General features: G+C 46.2%; 14 protein-coding genes and 1 riboswitch. All 14 genes read left to right on the plus strand.

Annotated elements, in window-relative coordinates:
• Window positions 1–62 precede the first annotated feature (62 nt).
• Window positions 63–2,543 carry a glycoside hydrolase family 94 protein gene (locus AC4OGX_RS17325; RefSeq protein WP_493331907.1) on the plus strand — a complete coding sequence of 827 codons (2,481 nt, stop codon included), beginning with the start codon at window positions 63–65 and terminating at the stop codon, window positions 2,541–2,543.
• Window positions 2,540–3,964, plus strand: coding sequence for a phosphoglucomutase/phosphomannomutase family protein (locus AC4OGX_RS17330; RefSeq protein ID WP_493331908.1), 1,425 nt, complete (start codon window positions 2,540–2,542; stop codon window positions 3,962–3,964). The genes AC4OGX_RS17325 and AC4OGX_RS17330 overlap by 4 nt, the downstream gene beginning before the upstream one ends.
• Before the next feature lie 8 nt (window positions 3,965–3,972).
• The gene (locus tag AC4OGX_RS17335; RefSeq protein ID WP_493331909.1) at window positions 3,973–5,715 is read left to right on the plus strand and encodes a sensor histidine kinase; all 1,743 of its coding nucleotides are present in this window, start codon (window positions 3,973–3,975) and stop codon (window positions 5,713–5,715) included.
• Between the two features lie 176 nt (window positions 5,716–5,891).
• Window positions 5,892–7,235 carry an ABC transporter substrate-binding protein gene (locus tag AC4OGX_RS17340; protein ID WP_493331910.1) on the plus strand — a complete coding sequence of 448 codons (1,344 nt, stop codon included), beginning with the start codon at window positions 5,892–5,894 and terminating at the stop codon, window positions 7,233–7,235.
• 69 nt (window positions 7,236–7,304) lie between these two features.
• Window positions 7,305–8,192, plus strand: a complete 888-nt coding sequence (locus AC4OGX_RS17345) for a carbohydrate ABC transporter permease (protein ID WP_493331912.1) — start codon at window positions 7,305–7,307, stop codon at window positions 8,190–8,192.
• A 14-nt stretch (window positions 8,193–8,206) separates the two neighbouring features.
• A complete protein-coding gene (locus tag AC4OGX_RS17350) occupies window positions 8,207–9,073 on the plus strand; it encodes a carbohydrate ABC transporter permease (protein WP_493331913.1) in 867 nt (288 codons plus the stop codon).
• 98 nt (window positions 9,074–9,171) lie between these two features.
• Entirely contained in the window at window positions 9,172–9,948 is a 777-nt protein-coding gene (locus AC4OGX_RS17355) for a response regulator transcription factor (RefSeq protein WP_493331914.1), read from the plus strand.
• A gap of 243 nt (window positions 9,949–10,191) precedes the next feature.
• Window positions 10,192–10,303: riboswitch (glycine riboswitch) on the plus strand.
• An 85-nt stretch (window positions 10,304–10,388) separates the two neighbouring features.
• Window positions 10,389–10,847, plus strand: coding sequence for a GrdX family protein (locus AC4OGX_RS17360; RefSeq protein WP_493331916.1), 459 nt, complete (start codon window positions 10,389–10,391; stop codon window positions 10,845–10,847).
• 133 nt (window positions 10,848–10,980) lie between these two features.
• Window positions 10,981–12,261, plus strand: a complete 1,281-nt coding sequence (locus tag AC4OGX_RS17365) for a glycine/sarcosine/betaine reductase component B subunit (protein ID WP_493331917.1) — start codon at window positions 10,981–10,983, stop codon at window positions 12,259–12,261.
• Between the two features lie 17 nt (window positions 12,262–12,278).
• Window positions 12,279–13,589, plus strand: a complete 1,311-nt coding sequence (gene grdB, locus AC4OGX_RS17370; RefSeq protein ID WP_493331918.1) for a glycine reductase complex selenoprotein B — start codon at window positions 12,279–12,281, stop codon at window positions 13,587–13,589.
• Window positions 13,590–13,692: 103 nt separating this feature from the next.
• Entirely contained in the window at window positions 13,693–14,637 is a 945-nt protein-coding gene (trxB, locus tag AC4OGX_RS17375; RefSeq protein WP_493331920.1) for a thioredoxin-disulfide reductase, read from the plus strand.
• A gap of 30 nt (window positions 14,638–14,667) precedes the next feature.
• Entirely contained in the window at window positions 14,668–14,985 is a 318-nt protein-coding gene (trxA, locus tag AC4OGX_RS17380) for a thioredoxin TrxA (RefSeq protein ID WP_493331921.1), read from the plus strand.
• 116 nt (window positions 14,986–15,101) lie between these two features.
• Window positions 15,102–15,575 carry a glycine/sarcosine/betaine reductase complex selenoprotein A gene (gene grdA / locus AC4OGX_RS17385; protein ID WP_493331922.1) on the plus strand — a complete coding sequence of 158 codons (474 nt, stop codon included), beginning with the start codon at window positions 15,102–15,104 and terminating at the stop codon, window positions 15,573–15,575.
• Window positions 15,576–15,749: 174 nt separating this feature from the next.
• The gene (grdC, locus tag AC4OGX_RS17390; RefSeq protein WP_493331924.1) at window positions 15,750–17,288 is read left to right on the plus strand and encodes a glycine/sarcosine/betaine reductase complex component C subunit beta; all 1,539 of its coding nucleotides are present in this window, start codon (window positions 15,750–15,752) and stop codon (window positions 17,286–17,288) included.
• Window positions 17,289–17,295 lie beyond the last annotated feature (7 nt).

A 17,295-nucleotide genomic window follows, 5' to 3' on the forward strand; every position in this document is an offset into this window, starting at 1 on the left:
CAGCACATGAGTCTATAATGAAGTTATATTAGAAGACTTATGCGCTGGGAGGTTTTTATATTATGAAATATGGTCATTTTGACAACGAGAACAGGGAGTACGTGATCGACCGGGTGGATCTGCCTGCATCCTGGACCAACTATCTGGGTGTGCGTGATATGTGTGCCGTAGTCAACCATACTGCAGGGGGTTACTTGTTCTATAAATCACCGGAATACCACCGGATCACACGTTTCCGTGGAAACGGAGTGCCGATGGACCGTCCGGGACACTATGTATACCTGCGGGATGATGAGGACGGAGATTATTGGAGCATCTCCTGGCAGCCCGTGGGAAAGAGTCTGGACGAGGCACAGTACCGCTGTGTCCATGGCATGTCCTATACCAGATACGAGTGTGAATACAAGGGGATTCAGGCGAGTCAGACCCTATCTATTCCGATAGAAGATCCAGTGGAATTGTGGGATGTTAAGATTAAGAATACAGATACAAAGGTACGCGAGATTAGTCTGTTTTCCTACTGCGAATTCTCTTTCCATCATATTGAGTTCGACAATCAGAATTTTCAGATGAGTCTTTACTCTGCAGGCTCTTCCTATGAGGATGGCATCATTGAACATGACCTGTATTATGATGAGTTCGGGTATCAGTATTTTACTGCAGACTTTGAACCGGATAGCTTCGACTGTCTGAGGGATGAATTTATCGGTGTCTATCATTCCGAGAGCAATCCTGTCGGTGTTGAGCGCGGAGTGTTAAGTGGTTCCTATGAAAAAGGAAATAACCACTGCGGTGCACTTCATAAGAAATTCATCCTAAAGCCTGGTGAAGAGATTCGAGCTGTCTTCCTGTTGGGAGAAGGAAACCGGGAAGCCGGAAGGAAGATGAGGGAAAAATATCAAGATTTCCACAATGTCGATCAGGTTTATGTGGATATCAAAGCGTTTTGGGAGGAGAAATGTGGAAAACTTCAGATCCAGACGCCGAATGAAGGCATGAATACACTGGTGAATACCTGGACTTTGTATCAGGCGGAGATCAACGTGATGTTCTCACGTTTCGCTTCCTTTATCGAGGTGGGCGGACGTACAGGACTGGGCTATCGTGATACGGCTCAGGATGCGATGACCGTACCGCACTCTAACCCTGAAAAATGCAGGCAGCGGCTGGTGGAGCTTTTAAGAGGGCTTGTTTCAAAGGGATACGGGCTGCATCTGTTTGAACCCCGCTGGTTCGATCCGGATGCAGAGGAGAAACCTTTTAAGTCACCGACGGTCGTTCCGGAGCCGAACAAACAAGATATGATACATGGTCTGGAGGACACCTGTTCCGACGATGCACTCTGGCTGATCGCTTCGATCGTAGAGTACGTCAAAGAAACGGGAGAGTATGATTTTATTGATGAGGTGCTTACTTATGCGGACGAAGGAAGCGGGACTGTCTATGAACATATGATGAAGATTCTGGACTTCTCCTTTGAGCAGGTGGGAGCGGACGGTGTCTGCAAAGGGCTGCGGGCAGACTGGAATGACTGTCTGAACTTAGGCGGCGGAGAGAGTGCACTTGTCTCCTTCCTGCATTACTGGGCGCTTACCAATTTCCTGGAGCTGGCGCGGTTCAGAGGCGATCAGGAGGCCGTAGAAAAATATGAGGCAATGCGAAAGACGGTCAAAGAGGTCTGCGACAGAGAATTGTGGGATGAAGAGTGGTTTATCCGTGGGATCACAAAGAATGGAAGAAAGATTGGAACAAAACAGGATCAAGAAGGCAAAGTCCATTTGGAGTCGAATGCCTGGGCTGTCCTGTCAGGTGCATCGAGCTACGAGAAGGGCTTAAAGGCAATGGACAGTGTGCAGAAATATCTGTCCACCCCATATGGAATTATGCTGAATGCTCCGTCCTTTACCGTTCCGGACGATGACATCGGATTTGTCACCAGAGTGTATCCGGGGGTAAAGGAAAATGGTTCCGTGTTCAGTCATCCAAACCCATGGGCATGGGCGGCAGAATGCCGTCTGGGAAGGGGAGACAGAGCCATGGAATATTACAATGCGCTCTGCCCTTATTACCAGAATGACAAGATTGAGATCCGGCAGGCGGAGCCTTATTCCTACTGTCAGTTCATTATGGGAAAAGACCACAGTGCCTACGGCAGGGCCAGACATCCGTTCATGACAGGCAGCGGCGGCTGGGCGTATTTCTCGGCGACCCGGTATATGCTGGGGATTCGTCCGCAGTTTGACGGCCTGGAGATCGATCCCTGCATACCGGCCGATTGGGATGGATTTGAAGTAAAACGCGTATGGAGGGGAACAGCCTACAGGATTCTGGTGGAGAACCCGGAGCATGTGATGACAGGAGTGAAGGAGGTCAGCCTGGACGGTCAGCCGATCGAAGCAGTCCTGTCAGAGTCAGGACTTTCAAAAGAAGGAGATACATCAGGCCGGACAGCAAAGCGCCAGACAGCAAGGATTCCGTTTATCAAAGATGGAAAAGAACATATCGTCAGAATTAAGATGGGAGAAAGGAAGGCACAGTTATGATCGCATTTGGAACAGGCGGATGGAGAGCAATTATAGGAGATGAATTCACAAAGGCAAATATCCAGATCCTTGCAAAGGCAATGGCAAGGAAGATGAAGGCAGAAGGCGTGGAGGAGAAGGGGATCGTTATGGGCTATGACAGACGTTTCCTTTCGAAAGAAACTATTTACTGGTCCTGTGAAGTGTTTGCAGAGGAAGGGATCAAGGTCTGGTTCATTGACCGCTCTGTTCCCACCCCGCTTGTCATGTTCTATGTGATGAAGCACGACATGCCTTACGGAATGATGGTGACTGCAAGCCATAACCCGGCGATCTATAACGGGATCAAAGTATTTACAGAGGGCGGCAGGGATGCCAACGAGATCCAGACCCAGGACATCGAATGCTATATCCGTGAAGTGGAAGAAGAATTCAAAGATAAGCCGATCCCGGTGATGGAGTATGACAAGGCCGTGGAAGCCGGGCTTGTAGAGCAGTTCAACCCTCTGAATGAATATCTGGATAATATCATCGATAATATTGATATGCAGAAAATCCGGGATGCCGGGCTGCATATTGCGCTGGACCCGATGTACGGGGTGAGCCAGACTTCACTCAAGACTATTCTTTTGACCGCAAGGTGTGATGTGAACCTGATCAACGAGCGTCATGATACACTGTTCGGCGGACGCCTCCCGGCACCTACGGACAATACCCTGCGGGCTCTTAAGACTTATGTGATCGATTATGGCTGTGATATCGGTCTGGCTACCGACGGAGATGCGGACCGGATCGGCGTCATCGATGACAAGGGAAGATTTCTGCACGCGAATGACATTTTGGTGTTATTATATTATTATCTTGTAAAATATAAAGGTTGGAGGGGACCAGTCGTTAGAAATGTAGCCACCACACATATGCTGGACAAAGTGGCAGGAGGTTTCGGTGAAACCTGTTATGAAGTTCCGGTCGGATTCAAACACATTTCCGCCAAGATGCAGGAGACAGGGGCGATCCTGGGAGGTGAGTCTTCAGGGGGACTGACGGTACGCGGGCACATCAATGGCAAGGATGGCGTGTATGCGGCCATGCTTCTTGTGGAGATGCTTGCGGTGACAGGCAAGAAAATGTCTCAGATCATGGATGATATTCAGAGCGAATACGGGGCGATCCATATGGAAGAGCGCGATTATAAGATGAGCCAGGAAAGAAAGCAGGAGATCTTTCACATGATCATGGAAGAAAAGCTGCTTCCTAAGATGGAGGTGCCGATCCGTGATGTGTCTTATCTGGATGGATGTAAAGTCTATTTCGAGGATGGCGGATGGATCATCGCGAGATTTTCCGGGACAGAGCCTCTTCTGCGTATCTTCTGTGAGATGCAGGATGCGGATGCGGCAAAGAAAATGTGTGAGAAGTTTGAGGCATTTCTAGGACTCTAAAGAAACGTATGAAGACAAAAAGAAAGATTTCAGTGAAATCCAGGATCATTGCGCTGATGCTTATATGCTGGCTTCTGCCGCTGATCATCATTACGGGAGTGAATATCTACTATATTTATGGCAGTCAGTTTGAGAGTAAGATCACAAAGCAGATCGATCAGCTCAAGTTCAACGACCAGGTCAGTGCGGAGCGTCTAGGAAAGGTCGTAGAGTCTTCACTGGATGCCTCTTATGATGGGACATTGATGTCATTGTACCGGCGTTATCAGAGGAAAACGATCATGGAGCACGACCTGCTGGCATCCAGTATGTACTATCTGGGGAATCGTTATGGCAGGGACAGCCGGGTGAAGGCTGCGATTCTGTGGTACAGGGAGAATCCTAAAAAGCTGAACAGCAGTGCCTATAACACAAGTGAAGGTGCAACTTATCAATTGGTGCAAAACTACTGGAACGAGGATCATGAGGCGATTGCCGCCATTTCAGAAGATCTGGGTACGGCAGTCCGGTTTTATAACAATGGCAGCCGCCTGTATCTGGTGAGGAATCTGTATAATTCGAATTACGAGAATGTAGCAGTACTCGTTCTTCTGGTGAATGAAGAAAATTGTTTTGAAAACTATTCCATATTCCCGGAAGGGACCTCCGTGACGCTTCATGTTGATGACTGCAGCTTCCCGCTGATCGGGGAGGAAGTGACAGAGGAAGAAACCGGAATGACAGAGATGGGAGGAAACTCCGGCTACATATGGGAGAACGGGGTCCTTTGCCTTTATCATGATATGAAAGTAGAAGGCCACAGGCTGGTATCCCTCGTGCGGTTCGATGACAGTTCCTCGTTCACATTGTTTTATGGGTATAAGGCGGTCATGATCAGTATGGCATTGTGTCTGATCCCATTGCTTGCCATCCTGCTGATGGTGTTCTACCGGCATGTGACAAAGCCGATCCAGGTGATGATGGATGGTGCAGTTGAGATCGAAAAGGGAAATCTGGGATATCAGCTTGAATACGAGCCGGACAGCACGGAGTTTCAGTATCTGGCAGAATCCTTTAATAAGATGTCTGAGCGTCTAAAGTATCAGTTTGACCATATTTATGAGGAGGAGCTGGCACTTCGGGATGCGAGGATCATGGCACTGCAGTCTCATATCAACCCGCATTTTATGAATAATACACTGGAGATCATTAACTGGGAGGCACGTCTGTCCGGGAATCAGAAGGTGTCCCAGATGATCGAGGCACTGGCGACACTGATGGATGCCGGGATCGACAGGAAGAAACAGCCTGAGGTCCTTCTATCTGAGGAAATGATCTATGTGAATGCCTATCTGTATATTATTTCCGAGAGGCTGGGCAAACGGCTGACGATCAAGAAGGAGCTTCCGGAAGAGATCATGCAGTATAAAGTGCCGCGGCTCATTCTGCAGCCTGTGATCGAGAATTCCATCGAGCACGGCGTTGTGAAAAAGGGCCAGGGGACCGTGATACTGACCGGTTATAAGAAAGGAAAGTTCTTATATCTGGAGATAGTCAACGAAGCGGTTCTAACCAAAGAAGACGAGGCAAAGATCGAACGCCTTTTAGATGTAGATTATGACACAAGCAAGGAATCATCGGGCAGTATGGGGATCGCCAATGTGAACCAGCGGCTTAAGATCCTGTATGGGGAACCATGTGGCTTAAGTATGGAGAAGTTAGATGACGAGCATGTCTGCGCCCGTCTGACCATATTGGCGGAACGCTCATGAGATTCGCAATTAAGATACCTGCGGATCGTACCGCACTTTTGACCGTATTATCATAAATTGGCAAAGATAACAAAATGGTGCAAGAAATCACAGATTGAGTTATTCACTTTTCCTAAAAAAACGTCATAATAAAAGTATAAATTATACAGAGTGTATAAGGGATTGGAGGAAAAGTTATGAAGAAAAAAGTAGTATCAATTTTACTGGTGACTGCAATGATCGGAACGATGGCAGCAGGATGTGGGTCTAAGAAAGGCAGCGAGGAAGGAAAGGATGAGGAATTATCCTTAAGCGTCACCACAACATTTGCAGGTGAGGACGGCAATGCAGGTAATTATAAAGAAGCCGTAGCAGCATTTGAAAAAGAGTCAGGGATCAAGATCAATGATTCATCTGCAGTTTCTGATGAGACATTTAAGGCACGTATCGAGACCGATTTCCAGGCAGGATCAGAGCCGGACGTACTGTTCTTCTTTAACGGAGCAGATGCAAACTCCTTTATTGAAGAAGGGAAGGTGGTTTCCATCGATGAGATCAGGAAAGAATATCCCGATTATGCATCTAATATGAACGATGACCTGATCGCTCCTTCACTGGTGGACGGTGTGAAATATGCGGTTCCTGTTAACGGATACTGGGAAGGCCTGTTCTGCAACACAGAGGTTCTGGATGCAGCTGGTGTAAAGGTTCCGGGAGCTGACTATACATGGGCAGACTTCGAGGCGGACTGCGAGAAGATCAAGGCAGCAGGCTACACCCCGATCGCAGCAGCACTTGGCGAGATTCCTCACTACTGGTGGGAATACAGCATCTTCAACCACACCTCACTTGACACACATCTGGAAGTACCAGAGAGCGTTGATAAAGGTAACGGACCTGGATGGGTAGAGGGTATGGAAGATGTCAAGGGATTATATGAGAAAGGATATTTCCCGGAGAATACATTATCAGCAAAAGATGACGAGACATTCGCATTATTTACAAGCGGAAAGGCAGCATTCTTGATCGATGGTTCCTGGAAAGTCGGCGGTATCGCATCAGCATGCCAGTCCGACCCGGATGATGCTTCCACACTCGATAAAGAAAAGCTGGATAAATACACTGTTACATATGTTCCGACGAACGGAGAAAGAAAAGCAACAGACCTGATCGGTGGACTTTCTATGGGATATTACATCACTCAGAAAGCATGGGATGATGAAGCTAAGAGAGATGCAGCAGTGAAGTTTGTAGAATACATGACAACAGATGATATGGTAGCTAAATTCGCACAGCACACAGCATCTGCCTTGAAAGAAGCACCGGAAGTGGATTCCGCAGAATTCAACTCCTTACAGATCAAAGCAATCGATATGATGGCAGGTGTTACATCCCTGACAGGCGCTGTACAGGACGTATTCAACGGACTTTGCAGAGTATCCACATTTGACGGAATGCCTCAGATCGTGACAGGCGAGGTCAGTGCAAAGGATGCCGTACAGCAGGGTCTGGAAGCATACGCAGAAGAGACAGCAGAATAACAGGTTTTCAGCCGGGGGCTTCGTAAAAGGCGCCTCCGGTTTTTCATGAGGAAGCAGGAGGCTGAAATTATGGAATCTAATATATATAGAAACAAAAAGCCGCTATTTGTGTTCTTGATACCGGCATTTATATTCATGGTCGTGTTTCTCTATTACCCTTTTGTCAAAAATATACTGAACAGCTTTCAGAAGATTGTCAGTCTGGGGGCGGCAAGCAAGGGATGGAACGATCCGTGGTATTCGAACTATGTAAAAATGTTCAATGACCCCAATATGCGGACCGCAATCTTAAACACAATTATCATGATGGTCGTAACGATCATCGGCCAGGTGGGGATCGCAGTTGTCCTTGCACTGATGGTTGACAATATTAAAAAGGGAGCCAAATTCTTCCGTACCGTATTTTTCTTCCCAATCGTTATTTCCGCAACTGCGTTAGGTCTGATGTTCAACCTGATCTTTTTGTATGATAAGGGAATGGTCAATCAGCTCCTTGAGATGCTGGGAAAAGGAACACTGACAGATTGGAAAGACACAGCACACGCACTGGTGATCATGCTGCTTCCTGTGATGTGGCAGTATGTGGGATTCTACTTCGTCATCCTGATCACAGGGCTGAACAATATACCTGAGGATCTGTATGAATCTGCATCCATCGATGGTGCGACCAGATGGCAGCGTATCCGTTACATTACCCTGCCGATGTTAAGAAACGTCATCTGTACCTGTGTAGTTCTGGCCGTGACCGGAGCCCTGAAGGTCTTTGACCTCCCATGGGTGATGTTCCCGAAAGGAATGCCTCTCGGCAAGACCTGGCTGACCGGAACTTATATGTACTACCAGGCATTTAACACCAAGAACGTAGACTACAGCTCCGCAATTGCAGTTGTCATCGTAATCCTGGGAATTATAACATCAAAGATCGTCAACAAAGTATTCAAAGAGGCAGATTATTAGAAAGGAGGATCAGCATGAAAGCAAAAACGAAAAAACACGTATCTCCAGGAATGATCGCCATTTATGCGATTCTCATTTTCTGGGCACTGACTACCATTTACCCGATCTTCTGGATCATCATGAACTCCTTTAAGGCGAAAAATGAGATCCTGGCAGATTCCTTCGCTCTGCCGCTGGGAGACCTGTTTACAACATCAAACTATAAGACTGCTTTTGAGCGTCTGAACATTTTCAGTGCTTATCGGAACAGTATCATCATATCCTGTACTGTAGCACTTGTCGTTGTGCTTTTGGCCGGACTGGCATCCTTTGCGATCGTCCGTTACAGCTTCCGGCTGAAAAAATTTGTTTACTCGCTGATCATTGCAGGTATGATGTTCCCTGTATTCTCCACCATTATTCCGGTCTTTAGAATGCTGAACACCATGCACATCGCCAACACAAATAACCTGTGGCTTTCCCTTCTGTCTGTGGCACTGCCCCAGATTGCAGGCAATCTGTCCTTTGCGATCGTGGTATTGAGCGGCTACATCAAGTCGCTGCCGATCGAATTGGAGGAAGCAGCCTACATGGAGGGCTGTAATGCATATCAGATCTTTTTCAAGGTCGTGATGCCTCTGACAAAGCCATCCTTTGCCACCGTTGCAATTTTCTCCTTCCTCTGGAGCTACAACGACCTGTTCACTCAGATGTTCCTGCTGCGTCTGCCGGAGCAGAGAGCGATCACACGTCTGTTAAATGAATTGACTGCTATGGAGGGTACGAACTATGGATTGATGGCAGCAGCAGTTGCACTGGTTGTCATTCCGGTCATCATCGTGTATATTATATTACAGAAGCATATCATAAAAGGTATGACTGCAGGTGCGATCAAGGGTTAAAGGTATACAGAAGAGCCGGTGTTATCCTTAATACCGAAGGATGATATGAAGTATCAGAGGATGCACCAGGATAAAAGTTGACTTATGGGGATGGGATTATGTACAAGGTTGTGATTATCGATGATGAACCGATCATAGTGGAGGGCTTGTCCCGTGTGATCAAATGGGAAGAGTACGGCTGCCGTCTGGCGGGAACTGCCTATGACGGATTGGATGGTGTGAATGTGATCCGGGAGCTAAAGCCGGACATCATCTTCTCCGATATTGCCATGCCGGGGATGGACGGTCTGAAAATGATCGCCGCTATCCGGGTGGAACAGCCGGATGCAATGATCGCGATCCTCACCGGATACCGGGACTTTGACTATGCACAGACAGCGATACGGCTGGGTGTGTGCAGATTCCTGCTAAAGCCGTCGAACTTATCGGAGCTGGAAGAGGCAGTCCAGTTTATGGTCGCAGAATTGAAGAAGAAACACCCCGAAGAGGCGAAGGAAGAGGCTGCACAAAACGGAGACGATTCCGAGGCAAAAGATTCGGAAGGGACAGCCGGAAGCTTTATCGTCAAGAATGCGCTGGAATATATGGAAAGCCATTACGCTGAGAAGATCACCCTCTCGGAGCTGGCAGATAAGATGTATGTAAGCCAGTGGCATTTGAGTAAACTCCTCAATAAGCATACAAAGAAAAGTTTTAGTGAACTTCTAAACGAAATCAGGGTAAAAGAAGCAAAACAATTGCTCAAAGATCCTTCTCTCCGGGTGGGAGATGTGGCAGAGATGGTCGGGTTTCTGGATATCGCACATTTTTCAAGGGTATTCAAGAAATGTACAGAGATGTCGGCCAATGAGTACCGGAATAAAAAGCTGGGATAGGATCAGGGCATAAAGAAGGGTACTGGAATAGGCGGAGTAAAAACAACGTCTTTCCAGTACCTTTTTAAATAAAAGGTAAATCCCGGACAACAGATTTAACAAAAAATCACATATGATTTTGTGGAAAAACACTAAATTCATTTAATCGCAAACTAGAGGTTGCAAAATTTTTAACAATTGGTTATTATAGAAACAGGCAATAGAACGGGTTCTAGTTGTCTATAAGTAAACTGTATAGTGGGATGATGTTTTCTAAGAGAGAGTTGATCAATTCAACCGCCGAAGAGGCAAGCCGCACATGCGAGGGTGAACGCATGTGGGTGAAACTTTCAGGCAAAAGGACTGGAGAACGTACCACATTCTGAATCTTGTGCTGAGAGTTTTTTTAAAACGAATGATCAGGGCAAAAAGACAGGAAGGAGGACGATTTACACACATGTGTGTTTAAATTGTCTTTTTTTATTCTAAAAGGAAATTTCCTGGAAAGAACTGAAAAGGAGAAGATGGATCGGATGAGTAAATGCAGCTACATAGTGATAACAAACAATCCACTTGTTTTTGAAAAACTGAAAGATGAGCACAAAGTCATATACAAAGAGATCTCTTATGAAGAGATTTTAAAAGAGGCTAGAGACAGAATCCACGATGGTCACCGGCTTTTAACACATCCTCTTTCGGGAAGTGTAAAACCGAATGAAACACCATACAAATCAATTTTAATAACAGAAAGAAAGGAGAAGATGGATGAATGGTCCGTCAAGATCATTGAAAGTGCCATACAGGCCTGCGCGAAGTTCGAGTTCAGATCGGATAAGTACAGTCCTGAGGTGTACAAAGATTTTCAATTGATCGACTGGACACTGTTGGAGAGTGGATTATCATCGGCTGACGCCTGGTAGGCGTAAAGCCAGGCATGCCTTCGCGGGACCTTTCATGGAGCGTAGGTGTGTGGAAGATTCAAAAAACTTGAATTGTTAAAATTGTACGGAAACTAAAAAATTAATTATAATCATTGAGAGGAGGGCATGACAAGTGAGATTAGAAATGGGACACATTTACATTAAGGATATCCAGTTCGGACCGGAGTCAAAGATCGAAGACGGAGTCCTTTATGTATCCGAGGAGGCTGTAAAGGCAGTAGCTCTGGAGGAGGAAAAAATTAAGAGTGTATCACTTGACATTGCAAGACCGGGCGAATCCGTAAGAATCACACCGGTTAAGGACGTTATCGAACCAAGAGTAAAGGTAGAAGGAAGAGGAGGAATCTTCCCGGGAGTTGTTGCTAAGACTGATACAGTCGGAGAAGGCAAGACTTATGCTTTAAAGGGAATGGCTGTTGTTACAGCAGGTAAGATCGTTGGATTCCAGGAAGGTATCATTGATATGACAGGTCCTGGAGCTGATTACACACCATTTTCTAAGACAGTGAACCTGGTTATGGTATGTGAGCCTGTAGAGGGTATCGAGCCTCACGATTATGAGAAGGCAGTTAGACTTGCAGGATTTAAAGTTGCAGTTTATATTGGAGAATTAGCACGTGAACTGACACCGGATGAGACAAAGGTATATGAGACATGCACCATCAAAGAAGGAATTGAGAAGTATCCTGACCTTCCGAGAGTTGCTTATGTACAGATGCTCCAGAGCCAGGGACTGCTGCATGATACATATGTATACGGCGTAGATGCTAAGAAGATCGTTCCTACGATCTTAAGCCCTACAGAGATCATGGACGGCGCGATCGTATCAGGAAACTGTGTATCTGCCTGTGACAAGAACCCGACTTATGTACACTTAAACAACCCTGTTGTACATGATTTATTCGAAGAGCACGGCAAGACAATCAACTTTGTATGCCAGATCATTACAAACGAGAACGTTTACTTAGCTGATAAGCTTCGTTCTTCTGACTGGACAGCAAAGCTTTGTAAGATGCTTGACTTAGACGGCGTTATCGTATCCCAGGAAGGATTTGGTAACCCGGATACAGACCTGATCCTCAACTGCAAGAAGATTGAGGCAGAAGGCGTGAAGACAGTTATCATTACCGATGAGTATGCAGGACGTGACGGTAAGTCCCAGTCTCTTGCAGATGCAGATCCGGCAGCAGATGCTGTTATCACAGGCGGTAATGCAAACCAGCTGATCATTCTTCCGAAGCTGGACAAGGTGATCGGTACATTAGACTATGTGAACAAGATTGCAGGTGCAAGTGAAGAGACTCTCCACGAAGACGGAAGCTTAGAGGTTGAGATTCAGGTTCTTACAGGTGCAACGAATGAAACTGGCTTTAACAAGCTGAGTGCAAGATAAGCGGGGAGGAGAAGAAAATGGCTAAAATTAAAGTTGTTCATTATATCAATCAATTCTTCGCACAGATCGGCGGAGAGGAAAAAGCTGATTATCCGGCAGAGATTCGCGTTGGCGAAATTGTAGGACCGGGTATGGCATTGACAGCAAGCTTCAAGGACGAAGCAGAGATTATCGCAACGATCGTGTGCGGTGACTCATATTTTAACGAGAATCTTGAGAAAGCAAAAGCAGACATCCTTGCTATGGTAAAAGAGCAGGCACCGGATGTATTCGTTGCAGGACCGGCATTTAACGCAGGACGTTATGGTGTGGCTTGTGCTACGATCGCTGCTGCTGTTCAGGAAGAACTCGGAATTCCTGCATTAACAGGTATGTATGAAGAGAACCCTGGTGCTGATATGTTTAAGAACCAGGTTTACATGATCGCAACAAAGAACAATGCAGCTGGTATGAGAGATGCAGTTACAAAGATGGCACCTCTGGCATTAAAGCTTGCAAAAGGTGAGCCGATCGGTGCATCCGCAGAAGAAGGATATATGCCGAACGGTATCCGTGTAAACTTCTTTGAGAGCGAAAGAGGATCCAAGAGAGCTGTAAATATGCTTCTTAAGAAGCTGGGCGGAAAGCCATATGTAACAGAGTATCCAATGCCTGACTTCGACAGAGTAGATCCGAATCCGGCAGTTAAAGACTTAGCTCATGCTAAGATCGCTCTTGTTACATCAGGCGGTATCGTACCGAAGGGTAACCCGGATCATATCGAGAGCTCCAGTGCATCTCACTATGGTGAGTATGATATTACAGATGTATATGACCTGACAGAAGAGACTTATGAGACAGCTCACGGCGGATACGATCCTGTATATGCAAACCAGGATTCTGACAGAGTTCTGCCGGTTGATGTTCTCCGCGACCTGGAAAAAGAAGGCGTGATCGGAGAGCTTCACAATAAATTCTACACAACAGTGGGGAACGGAACAGCCGTTGCCAATGCAAAAGCATTTGCTGCTGAATTTTCACAGAAACTGCTTGCAGACGGCGTGGATGCAGTAATCCTCACCTCCACGTGAGGCACCTGTACTCGTTGCGGTGCAACGATGGTGAAAGAAGTGGAAAGAGCAGGAATCCCGGTTGTACATATCTGTACAGTAACCCCGATCTCCTTAACAGTTGGTGCTAACAGAATCGTACCGGCTATCGCTATCCCACATCCTCTCGGCAATCCGGCTTTGAAGGCTGATGAGGAAAAAGCACTTCGTCGTAAGATTGTTGAAAAAGCATTAGATGCTTTAGCAACTGAAGTAGACGGACAGAAAGTTTTCGAGTAAAATAAGATTATCAGGACAAACTCCTAAGGAGCCGGTTGATAAGCGGCCGGCTCCGCCGGAGGTATTCCGGATAAGATATCCATGAAGGAGAGGTAACTTCGTTATGAGCAAGATTTATGACGTAATCATCCTGGGAGCAGGCCCGGCAGGACTTGCAGCAGGACTGTATGCAGGCAGAAGCCGTCTGTCCACACTGATCATTGAAAAGGGACAGGACGGAGGACAGATCGCGATCACAGACGAGATCGAGAACTATCCGGGACAGATCGTAGAGGGTGAATCAGGCCCGTCTCTGATCGAGAGAATGACACAGCAGGCTGAAAAATTCGGCGCAGAGCGTGTGTCAGATACGATCAAAGAAGTACAGCTTGAAGGCGATGTGAAAGTCTTAAAGAGCGAAAAAGCTGAATACCAGGCTAAGAATGTCATCATTGCAACTGGTGCACATGCAAGACCGATCGGATGCAAGGGTGAGAAGGAATACATGGGCAAGGGTGTATCCTACTGTGCAACATGTGATGCCAATTTCTTCGAGGACTTTGAAGTATATGTAGTAGGCGGCGGAGATTCTGCAGTCGAAGAAGCAATGTACCTCACAAAGTTCGCCAGAAAGGTAACCATCATCCACAGACGTGATGAGCTGCGCGCAGCGAAGTCCATCCAGGAAAAAGCATTTAAGAATCCGAAGATCGAGTTCTTCTGGGATTCTGTTGTAGAGGAGATCTACGGAGACGACATCCTTCAGGGAATGATCGTTAAGAATGTAAAGACCGGAGAGACAAGAAAAGTAGAGGCTGACCCGGATGACGGAATGTTTGGTCTGTTCGGATTTATCGGAACTGTTCCGAACTCTGATATTTTCAAAGGGATCATCGACATGGATGAAAGAGGATATATCAAGACAGATGAAGATATGCATACTAATATCCCAGGAGTCTATGCAGCAGGTGATGTCCGCATTAAGAGTTTAAGACAGGTTGTTACAGCAGCTGCTGACGGTGCCATCGCAGCCGTTCAGGTTGAGAGAAGCATGTCAGATTATTTTTAAATTCAAATAAGAAAGAGGAGGTACAGACCAGTGTTAGATTTAGACAAGACCAATTTTGAAGAAGAAGTGTTAAAAGCAGAAGGATATGTATTCGTAGATTTCTACGGAGACGGATGTGTACCATGCCAGGCATTGATGCCAAAAGTACATGAATTTGCAGACACATATGGTGACAAGATGAAATTTACATCTTTGAACACAACAAAGGCACGCCGTCTTGCGATCGCTCAGAAAGTTCTTGGACTTCCTGTTATGGCGATCTATAAAGATGGAGAGAAGATCGACGAAGTAGTAAAAGATGACGCTACTCCGGAGAGCATTGAGGCGATGATTAAGAAATACATCTAATCAGGTGGTTTCTGAATCATAGATAAGATTACTGCCGGTCAATGTCCGGGTTTGGGCAGATACGGGTAGTATAGAAGATGAGTGATATAACTTAAAAGAAAGGAGAATGAATAATTATGGCTATTTTAGAAGGAAAAAAAGCAATAATTATCGGAGACCGTGATGGAATTCCGGGACCGGCTATCGCAGAATGCGTAAAAACAGCTGGTGCTGAAATCGTATTTTCATCAACGGAGTGCTTTGTCTGAACGAGCGCAGGCGCAATGGACTTAGAGAATCAGAAGAGGGTAAAAGAATTTGCTGACGAATACGGTGCAGAGAACTTAGTAGTAGTTCTCGGTGCTGCAGAGGGTGAAGCTGCAGGTCTTGCAGCAGAAACTGTAACAGCAGGTGACCCAACTTTTGCAGGTCCATTGACAGGAGTCCAGCTTGGACTTCAGGTATATCACGTATGTGAACCAGAGATGAAGGATGAATTTGACGCAGACGTTTATGACGAACAGATCAGCATGATGGAAATGGTACTCGATGTAGATGATATTATCAGCGAAATGACCGCTATCAGAGACCAGTACTGTAAATTCAATTAGGAACACCTAGCAGAGTTTATTTACTGTGCAAGTTCGAATGAACGAGTAATGGAGGGCAGGTCTTAAGCGAACCCGTTAAGGACCTGCCTTCTTCCTATGTAACCAAGATAACATCCATTTGATTAAGTATATCACAGTTAAAATTTTTGAAAGCTTAAGAAAGGCGGAAAACCAATGAACAGTGTAATTAAAGGGGCAAGCTATGTATTAGTACATACTCCTGATATGGTTTTATATAATGGTACAACACAGACAACAGAGAAGATCGTGAATCCGGAATCAGAGTACTTAAAGGAAGTACCAAACCATCTGCGTTCTTATGAGGATGCAGTTTCCTACTGGCCGAACCAGACCTATATCGGAAACGTACATCCTGACGAGCTGACAGGTGTCGAGTTCCCATGGTTTGACAAGAAGAAAGAGAATGCAGACCGTTATGGTAAATTCGGAGAGATCATGCCGGAGGAAGAGTTCTTATTCCTGGTTCAGGCATGTGATATGTTCGAAGTTGTAAAATTGGAAAAGGGATTCGTTGCAGAGTATAAAGATGCATTTGCAAAGAACCCGATCATTTCAGAAGACATCGCAGAGAAGATCCAGGAAGGTGTTGAGCTTTCTGAGATCGAAGGTTATGTAAACAATGACCACGCAGAGGGATTATATTTCCAGAATAAGCTGGTAGGATGTATTAAGCCTGCCCATGACATTGATGTGAACTTATCCGCACATGTTATGCATGAGAACCTGATGAGCAAGGCATCCAGTGTTCTTGCACTTCTCTATGCAGTACGCAATGCAGGCATCGATAAAGCAGATGTAGAGTATGTCATCGACTGTGCTGAGGAGGCATGCGGTGATATGAACCAGAGAGGCGGCGGAAACTTCGCAAAGGCAGCAGCAGAGGTAGCCGGACTTGTAGGTGCAACCGGTTCTGACGTAAGAGGATTCTGCGCTGCTCCTGTACATGCAATGATCGAAGCAGCAGCACTCGTAAAATCCGGAGCTTATAAGACTGTAGTCGTAACAGCCGGAGGATGTACTGCTAAATTAGGCATGAACGGAAAAGACCATATCAAAAAAGGCCTTCCGATCTTAGAGGACTGCCTGGGCGGATTCGCAGTTGTTGTATCCGAGAACGATGGAGTGAGCCCTGAGATCGACTTAAGTCTGTTAGGACGCCACAGTGTAGGAACAGGAAGTGCACCGCAGGCTGTTATCGGAAGCCTTGTATCTGATCCGCTTGACAGAGCAGGAATGAAGATCACAGATATTGATAAATTTGCACCAGAGCTGCAGAACCCGGACATCACAAAACCGGCCGGAGCAGGAGATGTGCCACTTGCAAACTATAAGATGATCGGTGCGCTGGCAGTAAAACGCGGCGAACTGGACAGAAAGGGTCTTGCAGACTTCACAACTTCACACGGACTTACAGGATGGGCTCCGACACAGGGACATATCCCGTCAGGCGTACCATACATCGGATTTGCATGTGATGATATCAAAGAAGGAAAAGTAAACAATGCAATGATCATCGGAAAGGGAAGTCTGTTCCTTGGAAGAATGACCAACTTATTTGACGGTGTATCCTTCGTAATGCATGGCAACACAGCTGCTGAGGAAGAAGCGAAAGCAGGCGTTTCTGAGGATGAAGTAAAGACAATGATCGCAAAAGCTATGAAGGAATTTGCAGCTTCTTTATTAGCAGAGTAAGGGAGGC

The sequence above is a fragment of the Faecalicatena sp. genome, assembly GCF_058819085.1.

Coding starts and splice junctions, on each gene's coding strand:
- AC4OGX_RS17325 (WP_493331907.1), top strand. CDS start 63: ATGAAATATGGTCATTTTGACAACGAGAACAGGGAGTACGTGATCGAC.
- AC4OGX_RS17330 (WP_493331908.1), top strand. CDS start 2,540: ATGATCGCATTTGGAACAGGCGGATGGAGAGCAATTATAGGAGATGAA.
- AC4OGX_RS17335 (WP_493331909.1), top strand. CDS start 3,973: ATGAAGACAAAAAGAAAGATTTCAGTGAAATCCAGGATCATTGCGCTG.
- AC4OGX_RS17340 (WP_493331910.1), top strand. CDS start 5,892: ATGAAGAAAAAAGTAGTATCAATTTTACTGGTGACTGCAATGATCGGA.
- AC4OGX_RS17345 (WP_493331912.1), top strand. CDS start 7,305: ATGGAATCTAATATATATAGAAACAAAAAGCCGCTATTTGTGTTCTTG.
- AC4OGX_RS17350 (WP_493331913.1), top strand. CDS start 8,207: ATGAAAGCAAAAACGAAAAAACACGTATCTCCAGGAATGATCGCCATT.
- AC4OGX_RS17355 (WP_493331914.1), top strand. CDS start 9,172: ATGTACAAGGTTGTGATTATCGATGATGAACCGATCATAGTGGAGGGC.
- trxB (WP_493331920.1), top strand. CDS start 13,693: ATGAGCAAGATTTATGACGTAATCATCCTGGGAGCAGGCCCGGCAGGA.
- grdC (WP_493331924.1), top strand. CDS start 15,750: ATGAACAGTGTAATTAAAGGGGCAAGCTATGTATTAGTACATACTCCT.